Source organism: Paenibacillus profundus (genome assembly GCF_021369635.1).
GTDB classification, from domain to species: Bacteria; Bacillota; Bacilli; order Paenibacillales; family Paenibacillaceae; genus Paenibacillus_B; species Paenibacillus_B profundus.
In genome coordinates this window covers 62,558-81,676 of the sequence record NZ_JAJNBZ010000026.1, presented here as the reverse complement: position 1 = coordinate 81,676, position 19,119 = coordinate 62,558, and the positions used below count along the sequence as shown (strand labels likewise).

At 43.5% G+C, this 19,119-nt stretch carries 20 protein-coding genes and 1 riboswitch; of the genes, 2 read left to right on the top strand and 18 right to left on the bottom strand.

The window, feature by feature from the left end; genetic code table 11:
* Window positions 1-87: 87 nt before the first annotated feature.
* The 6 genes from LQV63_RS23495 to LQV63_RS23470 form a co-directional block, all read right to left on the bottom strand.
* Complete coding sequence (locus LQV63_RS23495) at window positions 88-273, bottom strand: hypothetical protein (RefSeq protein ID WP_233698518.1); 186 nt, start codon at window positions 271-273, stop codon at window positions 88-90.
* A gap of 195 nt (window positions 274-468) precedes the next feature.
* Window positions 469-753 (bottom strand): aspartyl-phosphate phosphatase Spo0E family protein, encoded by a 285-nt coding sequence (locus tag LQV63_RS31850; RefSeq protein WP_233698517.1) that lies wholly within the window; start codon window positions 751-753, stop codon window positions 469-471.
* Window positions 754-963: 210 nt separating this feature from the next.
* The gene (locus LQV63_RS23485) at window positions 964-2,256 is read right to left on the bottom strand and encodes a helix-turn-helix domain-containing protein (protein ID WP_233698516.1); all 1,293 of its coding nucleotides are present in this window, start codon (window positions 2,254-2,256) and stop codon (window positions 964-966) included.
* A 433-nt stretch (window positions 2,257-2,689) separates the two neighbouring features.
* On the bottom strand, window positions 2,690-3,919 hold the full coding sequence (locus tag LQV63_RS23480) for a cation:proton antiporter (protein WP_019423095.1): 1,230 nt from the start codon (window positions 3,917-3,919) through the stop codon (window positions 2,690-2,692).
* Between the two features lies 1 nt (window position 3,920).
* Window positions 3,921-4,412 (bottom strand): cation:proton antiporter regulatory subunit, encoded by a 492-nt coding sequence (locus LQV63_RS23475; RefSeq protein WP_019423094.1) that lies wholly within the window; start codon window positions 4,410-4,412, stop codon window positions 3,921-3,923.
* A gap of 185 nt (window positions 4,413-4,597) precedes the next feature.
* Window positions 4,598-5,494, bottom strand: coding sequence for a LysR family transcriptional regulator (locus LQV63_RS23470; RefSeq protein ID WP_233698515.1), 897 nt, complete (start codon window positions 5,492-5,494; stop codon window positions 4,598-4,600).
* 148 nt (window positions 5,495-5,642) lie between these two features.
* On the opposite strand from LQV63_RS23470, the gene LQV63_RS23465 reads away from it, so the two are divergent.
* On the top strand, window positions 5,643-6,311 hold the full coding sequence (locus LQV63_RS23465) for a DJ-1/PfpI family protein (protein ID WP_233698514.1): 669 nt from the start codon (window positions 5,643-5,645) through the stop codon (window positions 6,309-6,311).
* Between the two features lie 87 nt (window positions 6,312-6,398).
* Here the strand turns inward: LQV63_RS23465 and LQV63_RS23460 are convergent, their stop codons facing one another.
* The 12 genes from LQV63_RS23460 to LQV63_RS23405 all read right to left on the bottom strand — a co-directional run bounded on the left by LQV63_RS23460 (window position 6,399) and on the right by LQV63_RS23405 (window position 18,234).
* The gene (locus LQV63_RS23460) at window positions 6,399-7,073 is read right to left on the bottom strand and encodes a phosphatase PAP2 family protein (RefSeq protein WP_233698513.1); all 675 of its coding nucleotides are present in this window, start codon (window positions 7,071-7,073) and stop codon (window positions 6,399-6,401) included.
* A gap of 52 nt (window positions 7,074-7,125) precedes the next feature.
* Complete coding sequence (locus tag LQV63_RS23455; RefSeq protein WP_019421135.1) at window positions 7,126-8,253, bottom strand: FtsW/RodA/SpoVE family cell cycle protein; 1,128 nt, start codon at window positions 8,251-8,253, stop codon at window positions 7,126-7,128.
* A gap of 10 nt (window positions 8,254-8,263) precedes the next feature.
* Complete coding sequence (gene ftsW, locus LQV63_RS23450) at window positions 8,264-9,400, bottom strand: putative lipid II flippase FtsW (protein ID WP_233698512.1); 1,137 nt, start codon at window positions 9,398-9,400, stop codon at window positions 8,264-8,266.
* A 127-nt stretch (window positions 9,401-9,527) separates the two neighbouring features.
* Window positions 9,528-10,079 carry a hypothetical protein gene (locus LQV63_RS23445; RefSeq protein ID WP_233698511.1) on the bottom strand — a complete coding sequence of 184 codons (552 nt, stop codon included), beginning with the start codon at window positions 10,077-10,079 and terminating at the stop codon, window positions 9,528-9,530.
* Window positions 10,080-10,171: 92 nt separating this feature from the next.
* The gene (locus LQV63_RS23440; protein ID WP_233698510.1) at window positions 10,172-11,557 is read right to left on the bottom strand and encodes a sensor histidine kinase; all 1,386 of its coding nucleotides are present in this window, start codon (window positions 11,555-11,557) and stop codon (window positions 10,172-10,174) included.
* 4 nt (window positions 11,558-11,561) lie between these two features.
* Complete coding sequence (locus LQV63_RS23435; RefSeq protein ID WP_019421131.1) at window positions 11,562-12,266, bottom strand: response regulator transcription factor; 705 nt, start codon at window positions 12,264-12,266, stop codon at window positions 11,562-11,564.
* 354 nt (window positions 12,267-12,620) lie between these two features.
* A riboswitch (M-box (ykoK) riboswitch) is annotated at window positions 12,621-12,795 on the bottom strand.
* Between the two features lie 163 nt (window positions 12,796-12,958).
* Window positions 12,959-15,031, bottom strand: coding sequence for a serine hydrolase domain-containing protein (locus LQV63_RS23430; RefSeq protein ID WP_233698509.1), 2,073 nt, complete (start codon window positions 15,029-15,031; stop codon window positions 12,959-12,961).
* A 159-nt stretch (window positions 15,032-15,190) separates the two neighbouring features.
* Window positions 15,191-16,000 (bottom strand): GNAT family N-acetyltransferase, encoded by an 810-nt coding sequence (locus LQV63_RS23425; RefSeq protein WP_233698508.1) that lies wholly within the window; start codon window positions 15,998-16,000, stop codon window positions 15,191-15,193.
* A 177-nt stretch (window positions 16,001-16,177) separates the two neighbouring features.
* Window positions 16,178-16,384, bottom strand: a complete 207-nt coding sequence (locus tag LQV63_RS23420) for a CD3324 family protein (protein WP_407672957.1) — start codon at window positions 16,382-16,384, stop codon at window positions 16,178-16,180.
* A 280-nt stretch (window positions 16,385-16,664) separates the two neighbouring features.
* A complete protein-coding gene (locus tag LQV63_RS23415) occupies window positions 16,665-16,877 on the bottom strand; it encodes a Ger(x)C family spore germination C-terminal domain-containing protein (protein ID WP_267934170.1) in 213 nt (70 codons plus the stop codon).
* A gap of 313 nt (window positions 16,878-17,190) precedes the next feature.
* Entirely contained in the window at window positions 17,191-17,637 is a 447-nt protein-coding gene (locus LQV63_RS23410; RefSeq protein WP_019421118.1) for an RlpA-like double-psi beta-barrel domain-containing protein, read from the bottom strand.
* Between the two features lie 24 nt (window positions 17,638-17,661).
* On the bottom strand, window positions 17,662-18,234 hold the full coding sequence (locus LQV63_RS23405) for a hypothetical protein (RefSeq protein WP_233698506.1): 573 nt from the start codon (window positions 18,232-18,234) through the stop codon (window positions 17,662-17,664).
* A gap of 269 nt (window positions 18,235-18,503) precedes the next feature.
* Here LQV63_RS23405 and LQV63_RS23400 point away from each other — a divergent pair, with 269 nt between their 5' ends.
* Window positions 18,504-19,037: a ClbS/DfsB family four-helix bundle protein gene (locus LQV63_RS23400; protein ID WP_233698505.1), complete on the top strand. Its 534-nt coding sequence runs from the start codon at window positions 18,504-18,506 to the stop codon at window positions 19,035-19,037.
* The last annotated feature ends 82 nt before the right edge of the window (window positions 19,038-19,119 follow it).

The window sequence follows — 19,119 nt, the reverse complement described above, 5'->3', positions numbered from 1 at the left end:
TGTATTAGTTTAAATACAAGACTGCAACAAAAACATGGAAAACTGTAGGACAATTCATCCCAAGCCTAAAGGCAAGGGCTTTCTTAGCTAATTTCTGTAATTATTCATGGTTGGAATTGCATTTAATACTTTCGTTGAAAATTCATCTTTCCCAATTTCAATTGTGTGTCCTTGATTTAACTCCTCTTGTGCTGGTTCTGGTTCTGATGCAGCAAAAGCCATTGGTGTGAATGCTGCAAACGCCATACTTACACTTAATAATGATGCAATCAATCATCTTCTCTAACAAATCTCCTCCTTGAAATTGTTTAGGGAAGATACTCCTCAAAATTGAAAGCAGACTTTGCATCACGTCTTTATGCGGAGGAAACCATTAATATGTAATGCATGATACACTATCTTTCTATTGATGATATGAAGGGTATCTTTCCTAGCGTTCCCCTACCATATCTGGTTATATTTAGCAGATCATAGATTCATAAAATTTTCACTTGATTTCTTAAAAATTATCTTTTTGTACTTTGCCTCACTCCTTCTCTGAAACTCAAAAAGATACATGTCTAGCTCTTGGCTCAATCTAACAACAGTTACGTCTGTAAAGCTTTTTTTTTCATTGGCTTTTTTTATTAATTGGTGTCGGATACTTTCGATTCTTTCAAGTAAATAATCATGTTTTACATAGCAAAAATAAAATGGTTCTATTGTTGGAACACCCTTTCGTATTTTATAACAGCTTAAATGGTGGGCACCCACTCTTTACGATTATTATATTATGAGTCGTAGAAATCCCATTAAATAGAATTACAGGAAACGAAGGGAATAGTAACAAAAAAAGAGTACCATATAGGTACTCTTACCACGGATGTATGCCGCCATTATTATTTCCTATTTCCGCCACTACCATAGAAATCCCGATGATTACTGAACAAAAAAGACCGCTGTACAGCTTTGCCTTTAAACGCTTCACATAAATCCCTCCAGTTTACCATCTTTAGTTGCGCTGCGTTCATAATACTTATTCAGTTTTTCTAATGTTGATATAGTCATTGTAATGTTTTGTTGCAAATGGCTGCTTACTATTTTGTTTATGCATTCTTTTTCATGGTCAATATCATTTATTCTAGAAAAGTGCCATGCACTTTCTAATAGATCTGATACTCCTTTATGAAGGTCGCCAACCGCAACGAAGTACTCACCTTTATGATAATAATATTCGGCTAATCTTGCGATTATGTACGGATTACTATTGCTAATTGATAATGGAGATATGTTTCGCTCAAGTAACAATTTTACATCATCTAATCTATTTTGGTTTAAAAATAATTGTATAAGCTGATTTATTGCAGGAAGGGATGCATCTTCGCTGCAAGTTTCAAGAAATGATCTAAGCTTTGCGATAGCTAAATCTAAGTTTCCCTTTTTCGCGTTGAGTAATGCTTCCATAAGCACTACATTGGTTTTGATGTGAGGATATTCATATCGCGTATAAAGATGTAGGTAATATTCAGACTTTTCGTAGTCCTCAATATAGAAATAAGAGTCGGCCAATATGCCAAGTGCATTTACGTAATACAAATCCTCTACATCTGCTTCTTGAAGAACATTTAGACAGAGATCAATGCTTTGGGTATAGAGAAATAGATTGAATGAATGGATAGCTAACTTGTAGTACAGAGCAATTCTTTCTTCACTACTTAAAAAATTTGTGTATTGAACTAAATGCTTTCCACTATCGTAAACGGCCCTAAGCTTGGTAAAGTCGTCTCGTTCGATGAGGTAAACTTGGTATAGCCCCTTTGCCAGAAATGGCATGATTCCATGGTCACGAGAATAGTCAACGATTAGTTGATACAAGGCTAATCTAATTTCCTTATTTTCAACACTGTCCACGAAGGCATATAACCTTTCAGTCAAGGACTGACTATCGTCACTAGGTGACTCCAAAAATTTTGTCCCTACTTTTCGTACAAGATCAGCATTACCCGAATGCTGAATCACGTCCTGCAATACAAATAAGAGGGTGTCTGCCCTTTTGTCAACATTCATGTGCAGTTCGACCAAAGTCTCTAGGGGTATTTCCAAGGTGTCTACAAGCGGACGGATGGTCATATATTCCGGCCTTTTAACGTCCCCGTTTTCGATTTTTGATATCGTACCTTTATGTAAGCCTGTCAATTCAGCTAATTGCGATAAAGTCATGTCCCTATTCTGTCTGTAGCGTTGTATTAATTTCCCAATGGACAATACTTGTGCCACCCTATACGCACCTTCTCCCTATATCAATAATTGACCACCTATATATTACCATGTTTGATGCGAAATATAAACATTTATCAACAAATTAACCATTTTACGCAAAGGTTATGCAAAATAAAAAAGGACAGATACCTTAAAAGGTATTCCGTCCTTTGTGCAATCTGCTCATAGTTTGCCTGTATTTATCCTTTGCTATAACGTTTACAATAACAATATCACCATTTTTCCTTAATTTACCATATATAAGCGTAGTAACGGTCAGAACCTTACCATGAGCACCCGCGCAGACGATAGCGAGTCGCCATGGTCGCTCTGAAGTACCAGTGATCGGTATTAAAGCCAGATACGCAACAGCACTCCTAGGTACATGGCTGAACAATTGACGCATGTAATGGGGCAGGCCGGACTGCTTGCACACCTTCCTTCCGTTCTGTCAAGTTTCATTTGGATTATTCTTCTGGACGGCCATCTTTCCTCGATCAAGCCTTAGCAGCTTGTTGGCGTATTTGTATATCGTCTTGGACTCTTTGGTGAGCAGTGGACCCAAGATGGCCAGAATCAAGACATACAACGCCGCAAACGGCTGAATGATCTGAAGCAGACCGCCGGCAAGCCCGATATTTGCCATGATGATAGAGAACTCTCCGCGCGATACAATGGTCAGGCCGATGTTGGTGGATGCTTTGGGGGACAGTCCAGCGTACCTGCCTGCAAGCAGTCCGGCGGAATAATTTCCGAACAGGGTAATAAGAACGGCACCCAAGGCAAGCCAGACGGCGCCTCCGAGTGTAAACGGATCGATTGTGAGGCCAAAACTGAAGAAAAATAAGGCGCCAAAGAAATCCCGGAACGGTATTATAAAGTGCTCGATCCGTTTTAGGTGTTCCGTTTCCGCAAGCACCAGACCAACAAGCAGCGCTCCGATTGCCTCTGCGACATGAATCGTCTCCGAGAATCCCGCTGTGACGAACAGAAAGCCGAAAATGACAAGCAGAAACAACTCATTGGAGCGCATATTCAACACCCGGTTAAGGAGTGGAACCGCCTTTCGGCCGATAATGAGAAAGGCGAGCATAAAACCGAGCGCGTATAGGGCAGATAGCAGGACGCCGCCAAGCGAAGTGGAGCCGCTTAGTACAAGGCCGGACAGAATGGAAATGTATACGGCAAGGAAAACATCCTCGAACATAATGATCCCGAGGATCATCTCCGTCTCCGGATTGGCCGTTCGTTTCAAGTCAACCAGAACCTTGGCCACAATGGCACTGGATGAGATCGTTGTGATGCCGGCCATGACAAGCGTTTCTTCGATTGGGAATCCCAGGGCCAAAGGATAAATAACGCCAAGGGTAAAATTGATGACAATGTAAATTGTGCCGCCGACGGCGATCGAACGTCCGGATTTGATCAGTCTTCCGATGGAAAATTCTAGTCCCAGGTAGAACAGCAAGAACAGGACACCCAGTCGACCGAGAAATTCGATGAACGGCGCGCTCTCGATAAAACGGAAATCAAATACACCGATCTTGGGCGCATGCGGTCCGACTGCCATGCCGATCAAGATGTAGAAAGGGATTACGGAAAATCTAAGCTTGGTTGAAAAAATGCCTACAACGGCTATGAGCAGAACCGCAAGTCCGATTTCGAGAACGAGATGATCCATACTACTCCCCCCCGGTTAAGAGCAATCTTTTCAATGCACTGATGTGGGGGCGTTCTCCGGCTACGACTAGGATGGAATCTGGTTTAAGCACATAATCGGGTCCCGGATTGATGCTTTTACTATCTTTTTCAACCACGGCAATGATCGTGGTTTCCGTGCTCTGCCGAACATCCAATTCACCAATGGTCCTGCCGATGCACTTCGCAGCAGGATTTATTTTGTACCATTCAATCGTAAGGTCTTCCAATACGACTTCGGCGGTCTCCAGTGCCTTAGGTTTATAGGTCATGCCGCCGACAATGGCCGCGATTTGACGTGACTCGTCGTCATCCAGCGTTACCATTGAGATGCTGTCGTCCGAGTCTTCATATTCGAAGTGATACATCTCTCTTCGACCGTCGTCATGCACGATGATGACGAGCTTGTCTCCTCCACGTGTCGTAACCTGATATTTGTGGCCGATACCCGGCAAGTCAATTTCTCTAATATTCATGGATGTATTCTCCCTTAAACCGTAAATAGGCATGCGACAATAGCCAATAATGTGTTTGACAAAGTTTTACCAGATTATTGGCTGCTTATACACAGAGAGCATGAAATTAGTTGATCGGGATAAGCAACAAGCGTCTCAGACAAGGCGTTCAATTAGCAGCATCGTCAATACGGCCACGATTATGCTTACATTGGCGGAGTTAATCTCTTTATCAATTCCGATTTAAACAATTTTGCAGGATAACTTAATTCTCTATTTTTATGAATAATTAACCCATGCATGGAATAGCTATCCGGACTGATGGGGAGCACTTTAAAATGGCCTTCGTCGAGTTCTTTTTTCACACCGATTTCTGGGACCAACGCAAAACCAATTCCACATGTAACGGATTCCTTAATCATTTCAAGACTAGGAAGTTCAAGCGCATCCTTCACATAAATACCTGCCTCCTGCAACACTTTGCTGGCATGTGTATGGTACAAGCAAATGGTTCCGAAGCTGATCATTACTTCTCTGCTTAATCGATTCAGACCTTCAGTCTCTACTTCCTTCATCAAGGCATTTGATGCGATAAATATTAACTTTTCTTCAACTAATGGATAAAATAAAATGTCATTACGCTGCGGATCACGCGGCACGATTCCAAAATCTATCGCATGTTCAAGCACTTGATTTAATATATCTTGATGGAAGCCTGATTCAACCCGCAATTTCACTTCTGGGTATTCCGCAACAAAATGCTTCATAATTGAAGAGATTCGTGTCAAAAAGAAGGATTCTTGCATACGAAGGTAAACCGTGCCTCGAGGTTGTTCTATCTCATTCATAGCTTCTTCGATAGAAGCCCCTAAATGAACAAATTGATATGCAAATTTCACGAGTTTTTCACCAGCATCTGTAGGTTTTACGCCCCGTGATAATCGATGGAACAATTTCTGCTTGCACGCTTGCTCCAAAAACTGGATATGCGTTGTCACTGTGGATTGAACATACCCCAGTTTATCCGCGGCCCGGCTAAAACTTTTCTCTTCCATCACTGCAATAAAGGTTTTAAAGAATCTTCCTTCCAATAACTCAATCACAAGAACTTCCCCCTCCTGATATCATGAAATGAAATGGATCGTATCGCTTTATATCATAACTACGATATCTGATACCATGCTATCATAATTTATGTAATAACGTAAGAAATAGATTCGAAAATTCGATATCAAAGCAGGAGGAATTTTTATGAGTAAAAAGCAAGGTTTTAGACTGGGAATCTATATTTTCAAAGATGCTGAAATCATTGATTATGCAGCGCCTCACGGAGTATTCTCTGTCGCACGGAGGTTGGATCCTGAACTGGATGCATTTCTTGTCGCTGATTCTTTAAGACCAGTCCAGACACAAGCTGGGTTCACTGTGCATCCCAATTACAGCTTCAATGAAATGCCGGATATGGATGCATTTCTGATTCCTGGAGGTTTCGGAACTCGCCAGGAAACATATAATAAACGATTGCATCAGTTTATCGTATCTCTGCCGAAAACAACTTTACTAACCAGCGTTTGCACGGGATCTTGGATATATGGACAAATGGGGCTTTTGGATGGTCTTCCCGCTACTAGCAGGAAAGAACCGGATCGGCTGGAAGCATCCAATATGGGCAAGGTGCCGATAGATCGCCTTGCCGAAATCGCACCCGCTTGTACGATCAGCAGAGCCCGAATTGTCGATACCGGCAGAATGATTACTGGAGCCGGTATCGCATCCGGCATGGAAATGGGGTTCCATTTGTTGAGACGTGCCGGTTATGATGACACCTTCATCGCGGATGTAGCCAGGGTGATGGAGTATTCAGCAGCGTACAACATTTACAAAGATGATATAGAGTATTTCACTCAAGTTGGAAAATAAATGAGACAAGAGTCGTCCGAGATGAAGGACGGCTTTTGTCTCTTTATTAATGCCGCGCCGTTTTGAATGAAAGCTAGGCGGCGGCATTTAATTATCATATGAAGATAGTCTAGTATGGCGGTGTTCCATATACCATTGGAACACCCATATCATAAGGGCCAACCAGAACCCGCTCGCCATCAATCCGCCGATAATGTCGCTTGGATAGTGCACGCCAAGATACACTCGGCTTACACCGATCATGGCAATCATGACGCAACTAGACACAATCAGCAAAATACGTCCTGGACGCGAAGCGATATGACGCCACAATAGAAATGCAAGCGCCCCATATAACCCGATTGCTCCCATGGTATGGCCGCTAGGGAAGCTGTAACCGGTCTCCTCTATCAAGCGGTGGACGATTGGGCGTTCCCGATGGATAACCATTTTTAATAATTGATTCATTCCCGCAGATCCGCCTAACACGGCGATCAAGAAAATCAATTCCATACGGTGCCCGAGCACGAAGTATAAAAAAACCAGCGTTAACACAGCAATTATAATGGCATACTTGGTTGAACCTATGGAAGTGAAGAGTTCCATTATTTTGGTTAGACTCGGAGATTCAAAGCTTTGCACGAATGCGGCAATATTCAGATCAAATGGGTTTAGCGGCTGACGGTTGATTGCAATGGCCAACGCGCCAAAGCCCAACAGAAGCAAAAAACCAAAGAACATCGTATAATGATTCGATCGGGGTTTTCTCTGCTTATATCTCAATTTGTGTCCCTCTTTCGTTTAAAAGATCGCTATAGATAGTAATCAAAAAAACCTATATTTCTAAAATAATTTCGTCTTTATGAATATGGACACTTAAGACCAGTCCAATTGAAATCATATTGGTAAGCAATGAGCTGCCTCCATAACTTATGAAAGGCAAGGAAATACCCGTTAAGGGAACCAATCCGATATGCATCCCTATATTCACAAAAATCTGAAAGACTAACATGCCCAAAAGCCCTAGAACAAGGTAAGAGCCCGCTAACTCCCTACTCTCTTTTACGATGAGAACCAGCCGATAAATTAGCATAAAATACAGCAGCAAGAGTATCGCAGAGCCCAGAAATCCATATTTCTCGCCAATTACGACGTAGATAGAATCCGAATAGGCGTATGGAATAAACCCGCGCCGCAGAAAAAATCCAGTGTCCCCGCTTAATCCGCCTGAACCTATCGCACTCATTGCATTTTTAACATGCCATGACTTATCGGGATCGCTGGTTGGGTCGAGAAAAGTCTGTATTCTCGACATTTGATGAGGCTGCACAAGCTTGGATAACAAATCGTGATCCGCATAGTACAACCAACAAATGGCCCCAATCAAAAGTGCCATCACACTGAAGCACAGCAACATATAAAGGGCACGTATGTTGCCCATCCATAGCATGCTTAGTAATACTCCAACAAAGACCAGCGCAGTGCCTAAATCAGGCTGCTTCATAATAATGATAATGGGAACTAAAAAAACGATGCAAATAGGAAATATGTCTTGAACCAGCCGAAGTTGTTCACCTGCCCGCTTCTGCAGCAGATGAGCGGCTAATAAAACCGTAGCTAGCTTCATCATTTCGGAAGGTTGTAGCTGAAAGCTTCCAATACTCAACCAACGAACCGCTCCGTTAATGTTCTCTCCTGTGAACATGACTAGAACGAGCAGGCCAATTCCGATGCCATACAATATATAGGACAGCTTTCCAATCAATATGTTGTAATCGAATACCGCCACAAGCAGCATCGGAACGCAAAACACACCGAATAACACTATATTGTTCATATGAAGACCATTCAAATTGGTACCCGAAGTGGCTTCGTAAATAGCTACAGTGCCAATGGCGATTAGACAAACCATGATGAGTAAAGTCAATATATCTATTTTTTTGAGTTTGCCGATAAAAATCATATAGAAACCTCTATTTCATTTCTTGTGAATTGTTATTTCGTTCTTGCCACCTTCGATTGTTATCCCGGGATATACTCAGTAAAATTCCAGTGCTTGCCATACACAATATTAAAGAGGAGCCACCATAGCTGATAAAAGGAAGCGGAACTCCCGTAATGGGCAGACTCCCGGTTACAGCTCCAAGGTTCAGCAGGAATTGAATGAATATCATCGTTACGATTCCCATTCCCAGCATTACCCCAAATGGGTCATTACTCCTGATCGCCGCAGTAAAGCCTCGCCAAAGAAACAGAAAAAAAACAAATACGAGCAAAGATGTGCCGACAAATCCGAATTCTTCTCCGATAACAGCGAAAATAAAATCCGTGTGCGCTTCTGGCAAATAAAAAAGCTTCTGGACACTTCGTCCAAATCCTGTGCCCGTGAACCCCCCATGCGCTAAAGCATAGAACGATTGAATCAGCTGATACCCGGAGCCAGACTGGTCATCAAACGGATTTAAAAATGAGCTGATTCGCTGGAGCCGGTAACTTTTACTGAACGCAAGATAAATAAAAATCGGTACAAGCCCCAGACTTAGCATGAAAAGATGACGCAAATCAATACCGCCGATCACAATGAGCGTGCTTGAAATAAAAAACAAAATTAACACGGTGCCGAAATCCGGTTGCATCATGATAAGCAAGAGGATGAAACCAACCATAACCAATAGGGGCAGCACTCCTTTTTTGAAATCCCGGATCCGTTCTCCTTTTTTGCTAATCAAAGCGGATAAGTATACGATGAGTGATAACTTGGTGAATTCAGCCGGTTGAAAAGTAAAGCCGCCCACAAAAAACCATCTTTTTGCTCCATTGATGTTAACACCGCCAATCAACACCAGTACAAGCAGCAATAACGACATAAGCAGAAGGAATGGCGCAACCTTTTTCCACATTGGAAAGGGAATGCTCATAAAAAAGAGCATGATAACGAGTCCGGCGAAAGCAAATATGCTCTGTCTTAATGCGTAATACCACGGACTTTCATGCTTAAAGGTGACGATGGACGAACTGGCGCTAAAAACCATAGCCAAACCAAAGCAGACCAGTAAAACCGTTAAAAAAAGCAGCAAAAAATCCGGACGGCCTTTTATTTTACCTTTCAAATCGGAAAACACCTCCTGAAAAAGCGTGGCCGATTGGACTTAATCCTTCATGGAACCCTGCCTTATCATCGGTTTTCGTGGATGATCAAAACAAAAAAGCCCTCCTGTAAGAGAGAGCTTGCGGATATCACCTGTGCAATTGGATAGACAACCCGCTCCCGTCCAGATCAAATTGGCCGCGGTATCCTTTTTTGCCCCATAGTGTCATAGCGTTATCCCTCCACACGTAAACATCCAGCCCTTTTTCTCCTGCCCCCAAGGTCCATCCCAGAATGATGTCGGAGAGTCCGTCCTCGTTAACATCCGCAATCCCTGCGTAATCCAAGCCGTAGCCGAAGCCTTTCGTATCCCAGACGATCTGCCATTCTTCATCCTGCTGCTTCAACAACGCAGCCTTTCGTATCCTTTCGTTATGAGAGCTCTCTTCATATACCACGACAGCCTCATCGATGCCGTCTCCATCCACATCTCCGAATGAAATGCCTTTGCTCCCTTCACCATGGGCCGAGACTAACAACCTAGCTCCGTCAGGCAGTAAAGTTCGAAGGATGTCGCTATGGAGATTCTCTTCAGACAATGGAGACTTAATCAAATCGATGGGGGTAGCAGGCATGCTGCACCCGCCAATCCACAACAACGTAGTCACAATGAGTCCTGTCCACATCTGCTTACCCAACATTCTGTTCCCGGCTCCTCGCTTGTCATTGTTCTACTCTCTATTTTATATGGCTGCAAAAAATAAGAGGTTATGAAAAAGTTAAAGTTCCTTTGTTAGTTGCGTGGAAGATAAATATAAACCTTAGTTCCCTGTCCTGCCTGACTGTCGATCTTTAACTGTCCTTGGTGCAGCTTGACGATTTCATAACATATGGATAATCCCAAGCCGCTCCCGGCAGCACTGGTATTCCCCTTGTAAAACTTTTGCAAGACATGCTCGATGTCCTCCTCCGCAATTCCCGCTCCCGTATCCTCGACGGTAATGACAACCTGTTCCTGAGACGAGTGGGCACGCACTTTAATGATTCCATTAGGGCCAGTAAATTTAAGTGCGTTGTCTAATAGATTAATGAGCACTTGCTTCAACCGATTTTCGTCAGCGTGAATGACGGGCAATGTATCGTCTGCCTGCACCTCCAGCGAAATGCTCTGTCTGGCAGCTCTTGGAGCCAGCTGCTTACCGATATGCCGAAGCAAGTCCGCTAGATGAAGCGGGGTGCGGGATAGCACAATTCGTCCATTGTCCAGCTTAGAGAGATCCAGTAATTCGTCCACCAGCACGGTTAACCTGTCGGTTTCCGACTCAATGATTTCAAGCCCGTCTGCAAGCATAGCCGTACCGTCCTTCGGCTCCGTTTTTAAGGTTACTACCCACCCTTTAATGGACGTTAACGGGGTGCGAATCTCATGGGAGACGGATGAAATAAAATCGTTTTTGAGCTGTTCGTTTCGCCGTATTTTGGCTGCCATCGTATTGAACGTATCCGCGAGCGTTCCCAGCTCGTCCTGGTACCGTTTTTTCGCTCTTGCCGTGAAATCGCCTTCAGCCATTTGTTCGGCTGCCAGCTTTAGCTCCGTAATTGAACCCGTAATTGTCCTGGACAGGAAAATGCCGAGAACGGCAACAATCGCAACAACAATTAGACCGACGGAAATAAATATGGCAGAAATATAGCGGATGGTTGCCATCGTGTCGGTTAGAGAAGTGACAAATCTGACTGCCCCCACTGTCATATCCTTAGCCTGCAGCGGATAAGATACGGCTAATACAGTGTCATGCGCGGATGGCTCACGTCCCTTCCAGATTCCGACGGTTCCGCTGCATGCTTCTTGCACATCTGGATAATCGATCATATTTTTCCCGTCTTGAGCTCCCGCAGAGTCCTGAAGAAGCTGCCCGGAAGAACTAATAATCTGCACTTGTGCGGCGGTATTTTGAGAAAATCCGTTTAATAGCCGTTCGGACTGCTTCTCTAATTCTTCCTCGGCAAAATATTGATGAAAAAAAGAAGCGGATATTTCCGCTTGATTCACCAGGATTCGTTCAACATTGTGATAGTAATAATAGTTAACCGACGCAATTAGAAAAATTTCCAAAATACATACTGTAATTAAAATGACGGCAAAATAACTTCCCACTAATCTTTTTTGGATGCCCAAAATTTCATTCTTCCTTTCTCCAACGGTATCCCCGTCCCCAGACGGTTTCGATCAGCCGCGGCTTGGAGCAGTCGTCTTCAATCTTTTCTCTCAGCTTGCGAACGTGAACATCTACGGTCTTGGGATCTCCGACAAAATTTACTCCCCAAATCAGATTCAGAAGGTCGTTTCTGGATAAGGCTTTATCGGGATATTCCAAAAACACCTTAATCATTTGATATTCTTTCGGCGTTAAATCGATTAAACAGTCAGATTTAAATAACTTGTTAGCATCCAGATCAAGCCGGATCGCGCCAGACTCGAGCACCTTGCGTGGAGGTCCCCCCGCATGCTGGGTACGGCGCAGCACCGTTCTGATTCTCGCGATAAGCTCTAACGGATTGAACGGCTTTACGATGTAATCGTCAGCACCAAGTTCAAGCCCCCTGATCTTGTCCAAGTCTTGTCCGCGCGCAGTGAGAAAGACAATCACGATATAGGGATCGATTTCTCTTAGCTTCCTGCAAAACTCAAATCCATCTATATCGGGAAGCATGATGTCCAGAACCACTACATCCGGCCGAGTTGCGGCGAGACTCTGTAAAGCCGTCGCTCCAAGTGCAGACTCAGTGACTGTGAATCCGTTTCTTTCCAAATTAATCGATACAAAACGTCTTATATTGTCATCATCCTCAACGATGAGCACATGGTTGCGGTGTAAAGATTCCATAGCTGCCTCCCCAAAGCCCAATCCAATTCATTGGGCTAATAATGAAATAAACGATCACAAAAAAGCTCTCCCTGGCATCAGGGAGAGCTGACTGTTGTATGTGTTATCTCATTCGCTCATTAGTCAAATACGCATATTTAAATAGACCTGCCCTACCAGTTAGAGCCGCCGGGAATATACGTAAGGGAAACATTGGAGAGCGAAGAGAACACAGTTCTCCCTTTTTGCATAGTGCTGATGATTATATGATTCACTACTCGGAAGACTGTCCATTCGGAAGTTCCCCCCTTTTCTAAATAAAATGAAAAACCCTCTAGTATGACTAGAGGGTGTAATGAATGCACACAAAAAAACATCCGTTCCCCCAAGCCGAGTTTTGGCACTATACAACGTAAAGAGAATCATTAATCTCTTAGCCACGTTATGAAAAGCCTTAATCCGGCAATCCCTGTTCTACCCATTGGCATCTTTCGATGTTTCCGGGCAGTGGCCTGTATTTGTATAGGAGCCTCACCTAACGAGGACATATTTATTACTTCTGGATCGTATCCCTATCGCTTGCAATTGTCAATAGCCAAGGTGAAAATCATAACGATTTGACCAAGTGAGTAAATCTTTCTCTAGTGGAACTCCCCACTTCCCTTAATAAAAGCGGGTTCAGCGCCGCCGCGCAAACCTGCTGCATGATGAAATTATTTCAGTGAAATTCCGAACTTCGCGCCAGCCTCGCCTGCGAATACAACTGTGCCGCTTTGCGGCAGCACGATCTCGTTCTTGCCGCTGACGACCGTATCGTTCACGCACGCGCCTTTTTGATCGTATACAACGAAGGCGCCGGTTTCCGGCATATCAACCAGCATCGTCTTTCCTGCGGCTGCCGCAGGAATGCTGTACCATTTGGCATATCCATCCGCTTGGACGGTAACAGAAGATTGCTTGCCCGCATAGAGCGGCTTTACAGCCTCTTCGCGAACATACAGGCTGCCGGCTACATCCAAATATTCAATGCCATTTTTCATATAAAAATTGTGTTCCATCGCATCTCTGCTGCCCAAAAACGGGATTTGCAGCTCGCTGACCGCTTTGTCCGCCCCTTTTATCTTTTTGTTCGCCCAATACCCAGAAGCATCTGTAACGGTAGAGACTTGGATGGAAGGCATAGAGATGTAATACCACATCGATGTATATTTTTCGTTGACTGCATAATATTTCTTGCCTTCACGATTCGCCCATGCCGCAGCCGCATCTGCCGATAATGGATTGGCTTCAAGCTTCTCGGCAGTATATTGCGACAGCGCCGTCTGTCCAAGGCCCGGCAAGGCGGAATACGTTCTAACCCATAAATAGGTCCGTCCGTTGTCCTCTGTAACAAAGCTGGCCTTTTCGCTTCCATCCGCATTAACGAAAGAGCCATCAGCGGTGTACGTGTATTTCGCAACGGGGTATTCAGGCAGCATAATCATGGACACGGACAGCTCGCCATCAGCGCTGACTTCTATCTTGGCCAATTGGTTGAAAGCGCCGTAAATGCCTGCGTTCTTCGCAACTTCCTGCGGCATGTTTGCCTTTACGGGCACGCCATGCGACTTCGCCGGTTTCCGTTCTTTAATAACGCCCTTCTCTTGCAGCGCGCTTAGCAGCATCTCATTCGCCAATAATTGATCGGTCATGCTGTCGCCGCCCGAGGAGAGAACGGCTGCGGCCATGTTATGCTCCGGCAGAACGACCAGCGATGAATGATACAGTATCGTATCGCCGCCTTTCGTGAGCGCCTTAATGCCGTAATCGCTGAATGGGAACATGTTCACACTATCCCAGCCGAGCCCGAACCCGACTGACGAATCGGCATCTTTCGGCCACATGCCTCTTTTGTACTCTTCTTGCTCCATTGCCTTTACCGATTTGTCAGAAAGAATGCCGTCTGCTTGCCCCGTGAAGATCTTTGCAAACGAAACGATATCTTCGGCTGTTGAATAAATGCCGCCCGTTCCGATGACATTTACGGTGTCTCTTGGAAGCTGCCCTTCATAAGTTGGATAATAGAGTCCTGCCATCCTGGCTGGATCTATCTGTTCCAGTGGCGTCTTTGTATTGGTCATGCCTAAAGGCGCTGTAAAATACTTGTGTATAAATGATGTGAAGTCCATGCCGCTTACTCTCTCAACCAGAATCTCAGCTAACGTAAAGCTGTCGTTGCAATACACCGAGAACGCGCCCGGATCTGCCTTTAGGCTTTGAACAGCCAGTTGTTCCAATAATGCATCATGCGCATGGGTGTCGTTATCGTCGAACAACATGGCATTCCCAAGCGTAGCTCCGCCAAGACCGGAGGAATGGTTCAACAACATGCGCGGAGTAATTCGTTTGTAACGATCGTCTTTCATTTTAAAGTCGGATATATAACTTGCTACCGGCGCATCCAAATTCACCTTTCCTTCATCCACCAGCTTCATCACTGCTGCCGCGGCGAACATCTTACTCGTTGATCCTACCCCATACATCGTATCAGCAGTCAGTCCCGTGTTCCCCTCTTTATCATTCGTGCCAGAATGGCCTGATACGACGATATTGCCGTTATCAATGAGTGCGTACTGCACGCTTGTGATACCGTATGTCTCCGTTAAAAGCGCGGCCTTCTCAGCAGCTATTTTCCGGGTTCGGTCGTAGCCAAGTTCATTGTTGTTGCTTGCCGCCATCGACATCATCGGAGCGAGCATGGATAGCACCAGCGTCACTGCCAGTGTCACTGCCAGTCTTTTTCTCATTTTGTTGCCTCCCAGTATTCATTGTGTTAATCATCTATATTACGAATAATGTGCGCCAATCGTTCAATTACTGGCTTATAACAAAAAAAAGCGTGCAACCTTTGCATCTCTTGATACAAGGTTGCACGCTGAAAGCCCAGCATACAAGCGGACTCCATGTCATTGAACTTTCAACATATTTCTATTCTCATACACCGAGATATTGCACACCGCTCTGAATCCGGCTCGCCGATACAGGTTTGCGCCTGCCTCTGACGCTTGCAGCACACATAGCCCGTCATAGCTGTTCTTGATCTCTGATAAAATAGAGTTGAACATGGCGGAGCCCAGCCCTTTTTTCCGCTGCTCTGGCAGCGTCGCTATATCATAAATTCCAACGCTGCTGTTAGAATACATTGCAGATCCTATGCATACTACCTTTTCATTAAGTAACCCAATAAACAATTTCAGATCCGAATGATTGTATAGAGTTGATTCTGAAAGGCAATCATAGTACTTTCTCACGTACATGCCTTCCATACGATTCCCGAATAAAGAGGACAAGGCGGCACCAAATTGTCTTACTTCCATCGGTGAACTGACTTGTCTGACCGAAAAGCCATCCGGCATTTCCGTTGCAGGATGCAAGTCCGATGTATATGCATACATGCCGGCATTGACTTCGGCGAGAAGCAAGCCATGCTTCACGATTGCTTGCCAGGTGCTATCTCTTATATTGTCCCAGCACCATAAAGACATCGGGAAATTCTTATCCGTAAAATAGTCCACCGTTTCATGAAGCAGACGCTTATCATCTGCGCTATCTTTGAACAAGATACTGATATTGAACGTATCTGCCGGCATGCCGCAATCCACATATAAGAATTCATCCGTTTCTTTGATGGACATTCCTGTGCTTTTACTTGCAACATACGAAACCTTGTATGAAAAGTTGTGTTGAATCATTGCAGCCATTTTTTGATCGTTCATGTGAACCTCCACAACATTTTATTGTTTCCTAAGTTCAGCATATAATAAAATGGCCAAAGTTCTATCCCTTTTATTCTTTACAACTATTCTTAACACACAGGAACAGCCCCAAAAGAAGCTTTTTATTATTCTTTTACATAAACAATTTTCCGTATGCTGTCATATGAAAGGCTGTATTCAATTGCAAGTTGTTGAATGGAACAACCCGCCTTGAATTTTCTCTTTATTTCTTTCTATTAAATAAAGCCGATATCCTGATGTTTCACCCCATTTTTTGCGGGCAACGCGCGGTCTGGGGATGTATAGGATCTCGCCATTGATATGTTTTTGGATTTCCGATAACAATTCTTTCGGCAATACGTCATTGGCATTCTTATATTTCATTCCAACTCACTCCTTAAAAATATTGATTTAAGGAATGCAAGTCTGCGTTCTAAACAAGGTAGACAGTCAGAATGAATGTCGGCGATCATTTATTTATCTCCATGCAACCATCGCCATTTGTTTATCGTGCAGACGTTGCATGGAGTTCCGTGAAGATAATAGCCGAAGGAAAAAACATGTACTCACCTCCCCTTATTCATAATTACTCAATTGTACCATAAATGTAATCGGGGATGATTCCTTCTATCCAATATGATTAGCCGGCAGCGGCATGCCTTACTTATTCAATCGTGCCTGTGCGTACCAGATTGACCTGAACGCGGGACTCAATCTTTGCCTCGGGAAACAGGGCATGCCATTTTTCCTGGTTCAGATTGGAATGTCTTACGGAACTGCGGTACACTTCGCCGAATCCAACGGCATCGGAGTTGAAACGCTGTAGCTTTCGGATGAATTGATCCATTTCTTTCGAAAGCGCAGCGCTTATGGTCAAGGGGAAAAACGGACTTACTCAATTCGGCGTTGTCGATAAGTTCGGCGAAGTAACAAACAGCTATGCCCAGTGTAACGGAGCGGACAACTAAATCGGCACTATCGTGGAATTGCGCAAGCAGCTTTTCCCGTAACGTATCGGCGTAGAGCGTCATCGCTTGACCGCCTCCATTATCCAAACTGCAGATGATGCAACCAACGCCTTTATCCTTCAAACAGAAAAAAAGAGACAGCCTAAGCCGTCCCCTTCCAGCAAAACAATACCCGTGTTTTTAATAGTAAAAGACCGCCCCAAGGGCGGCCCGAGACTTGATTCAGGAGATGACCGTGTAGCTGAATTTCTTTTTGCCGAAGTTGATAGCTGCTTGATGTGTTGCTGCGCTATACTTTCCAAAATAAACATCGATCCATCGATAGGTAAGATTTCCGGCATTATTAAGATCGCCGGTATCTTCAACAATGAATGTATTTAAAGAGTATCCTCCAGGAATCGTAATCCGTTGATTATTATTCAATACAATCATTGCTCCAAATCGATATATAGGTTTATTCCAATTGCTGCTGCCCCACGAAGATGGGTGAACAGCAATCCCGCCAATATATGCGCCATTACCACTTGCGAATACAGGACTATTGTCTCCAGAGGCTCCGGTATATGCTGTAAAGTCTTGATTGGTATAAGTGGTATCTGCAAAAGCCGCTGAGGAGGTTGTAAAAGCTAATACAACAGAAATTAACATTGTAAAAAGCGATTTTTTCATAGTCATTCCTCCTTATTTAATCTATTAATTCATGATCTCTCCTGAAGAAGAGTCATAAATGATTTGTTGTAATTTTGTTGAGTTATCAAGACCGACCACTGTAATTGTAGATTGGCCATTTAATACTTGAAGAACAAAATGATAGCCATTAGCCCAATCGATACCAGGCAATAGGTTACGTTCTTGTTTACTCTTTATTACTAATTGAGGACTATCAATATTGATTTCTTCACTTGAGACGACCATTTCAGGAATATAAGGGCCGACTCCGGGATACACCTTTTCCACAATGCCATCGCGTATGGACACGACTGCCCGTTTATGATCTGGAGTACTGACTTGTAAGTTCCACCTCCTCCTCCTGCCGTCCTGCCCGCTTTTTTTTCCAAGCTCATCATCTACACTTGTCAAATAAAGCGGTACAGCGCCTGAATCCCATTTTTGTGCTTCAAGCATTCCTGCATGTAAGGCTTCCATTACAGTTAATTGTTGTGGATCGAAATGGATAGCTTTGGAATCGGCTATATTCCTTTGAATAACGAAAGCACAAGCAAATATGATGACAATGCCTAACAAAGTGTAGATTTTTTTCTTCATATTTCGAATACCTCTCTACATCTACTTAGTAAACTCTAGTACGTTGCCTATAGACTATTTTAAATCTATCAGATGATAATATATATCAGCAATAGCTAAAAATGACTTATTATGTCATTACATCAAAATAGTTCTTTTATACTATTTATCTTAGAGTACCCCCGCTTTATTTCCTTCACGTGTTTCGGTCAAATCAATATAAATATGACGTACTGTTGTCATGTTATTTATGCCATAATACAATCAATTGAATGACAGGAGCTGAATGTATGGCGACGTATGCTTATGCAAGCAAGACGGATTTGAAAGAAGAGATTCACAAAAGATATTTATTATTAGATGGCGAGTATAACGATATTGATGATAGTCAAAAAGACATCAGACTGCCTGAAGTAGATAGAACACCAGCAGAAATTATTGCTTACCAATTAGGTTGGCTCAATCTTGTTATGAGTTGGGACAAAAACGAAAAAGAGGGGGAAGTGGTGCAGATGCCTTCTCCTGATTATAAATGGAATCAGTTGGGCGAATTGTATCAATCGTTTTACAAAAATTATTCGGATTGCACTCTAACTGAATTGCGTCATTTATTTCGCGATTTAGAAAAGAAATGGTTAGATTGGATTGATAATTTAAGTGACGATGAACTCTATACACAAGGTGTTCATAAATGGACCGGTGATAATCCGAACTGGCCAATGATTAGATGGATTCATATTAATTCAGTTGCACCATTTACGTCTTTTAGAGCCAAGATTCGCAAGTGGAAAAAGAACCATGCGAAAGTGAACCTTCTTCCTTGACCTTAGAACCATTCTTTTCTTCCAAAATGATCTCTGCCTATCGACCACAATACCGGCTCTTCTTCCACCCATTTGTCCGCAG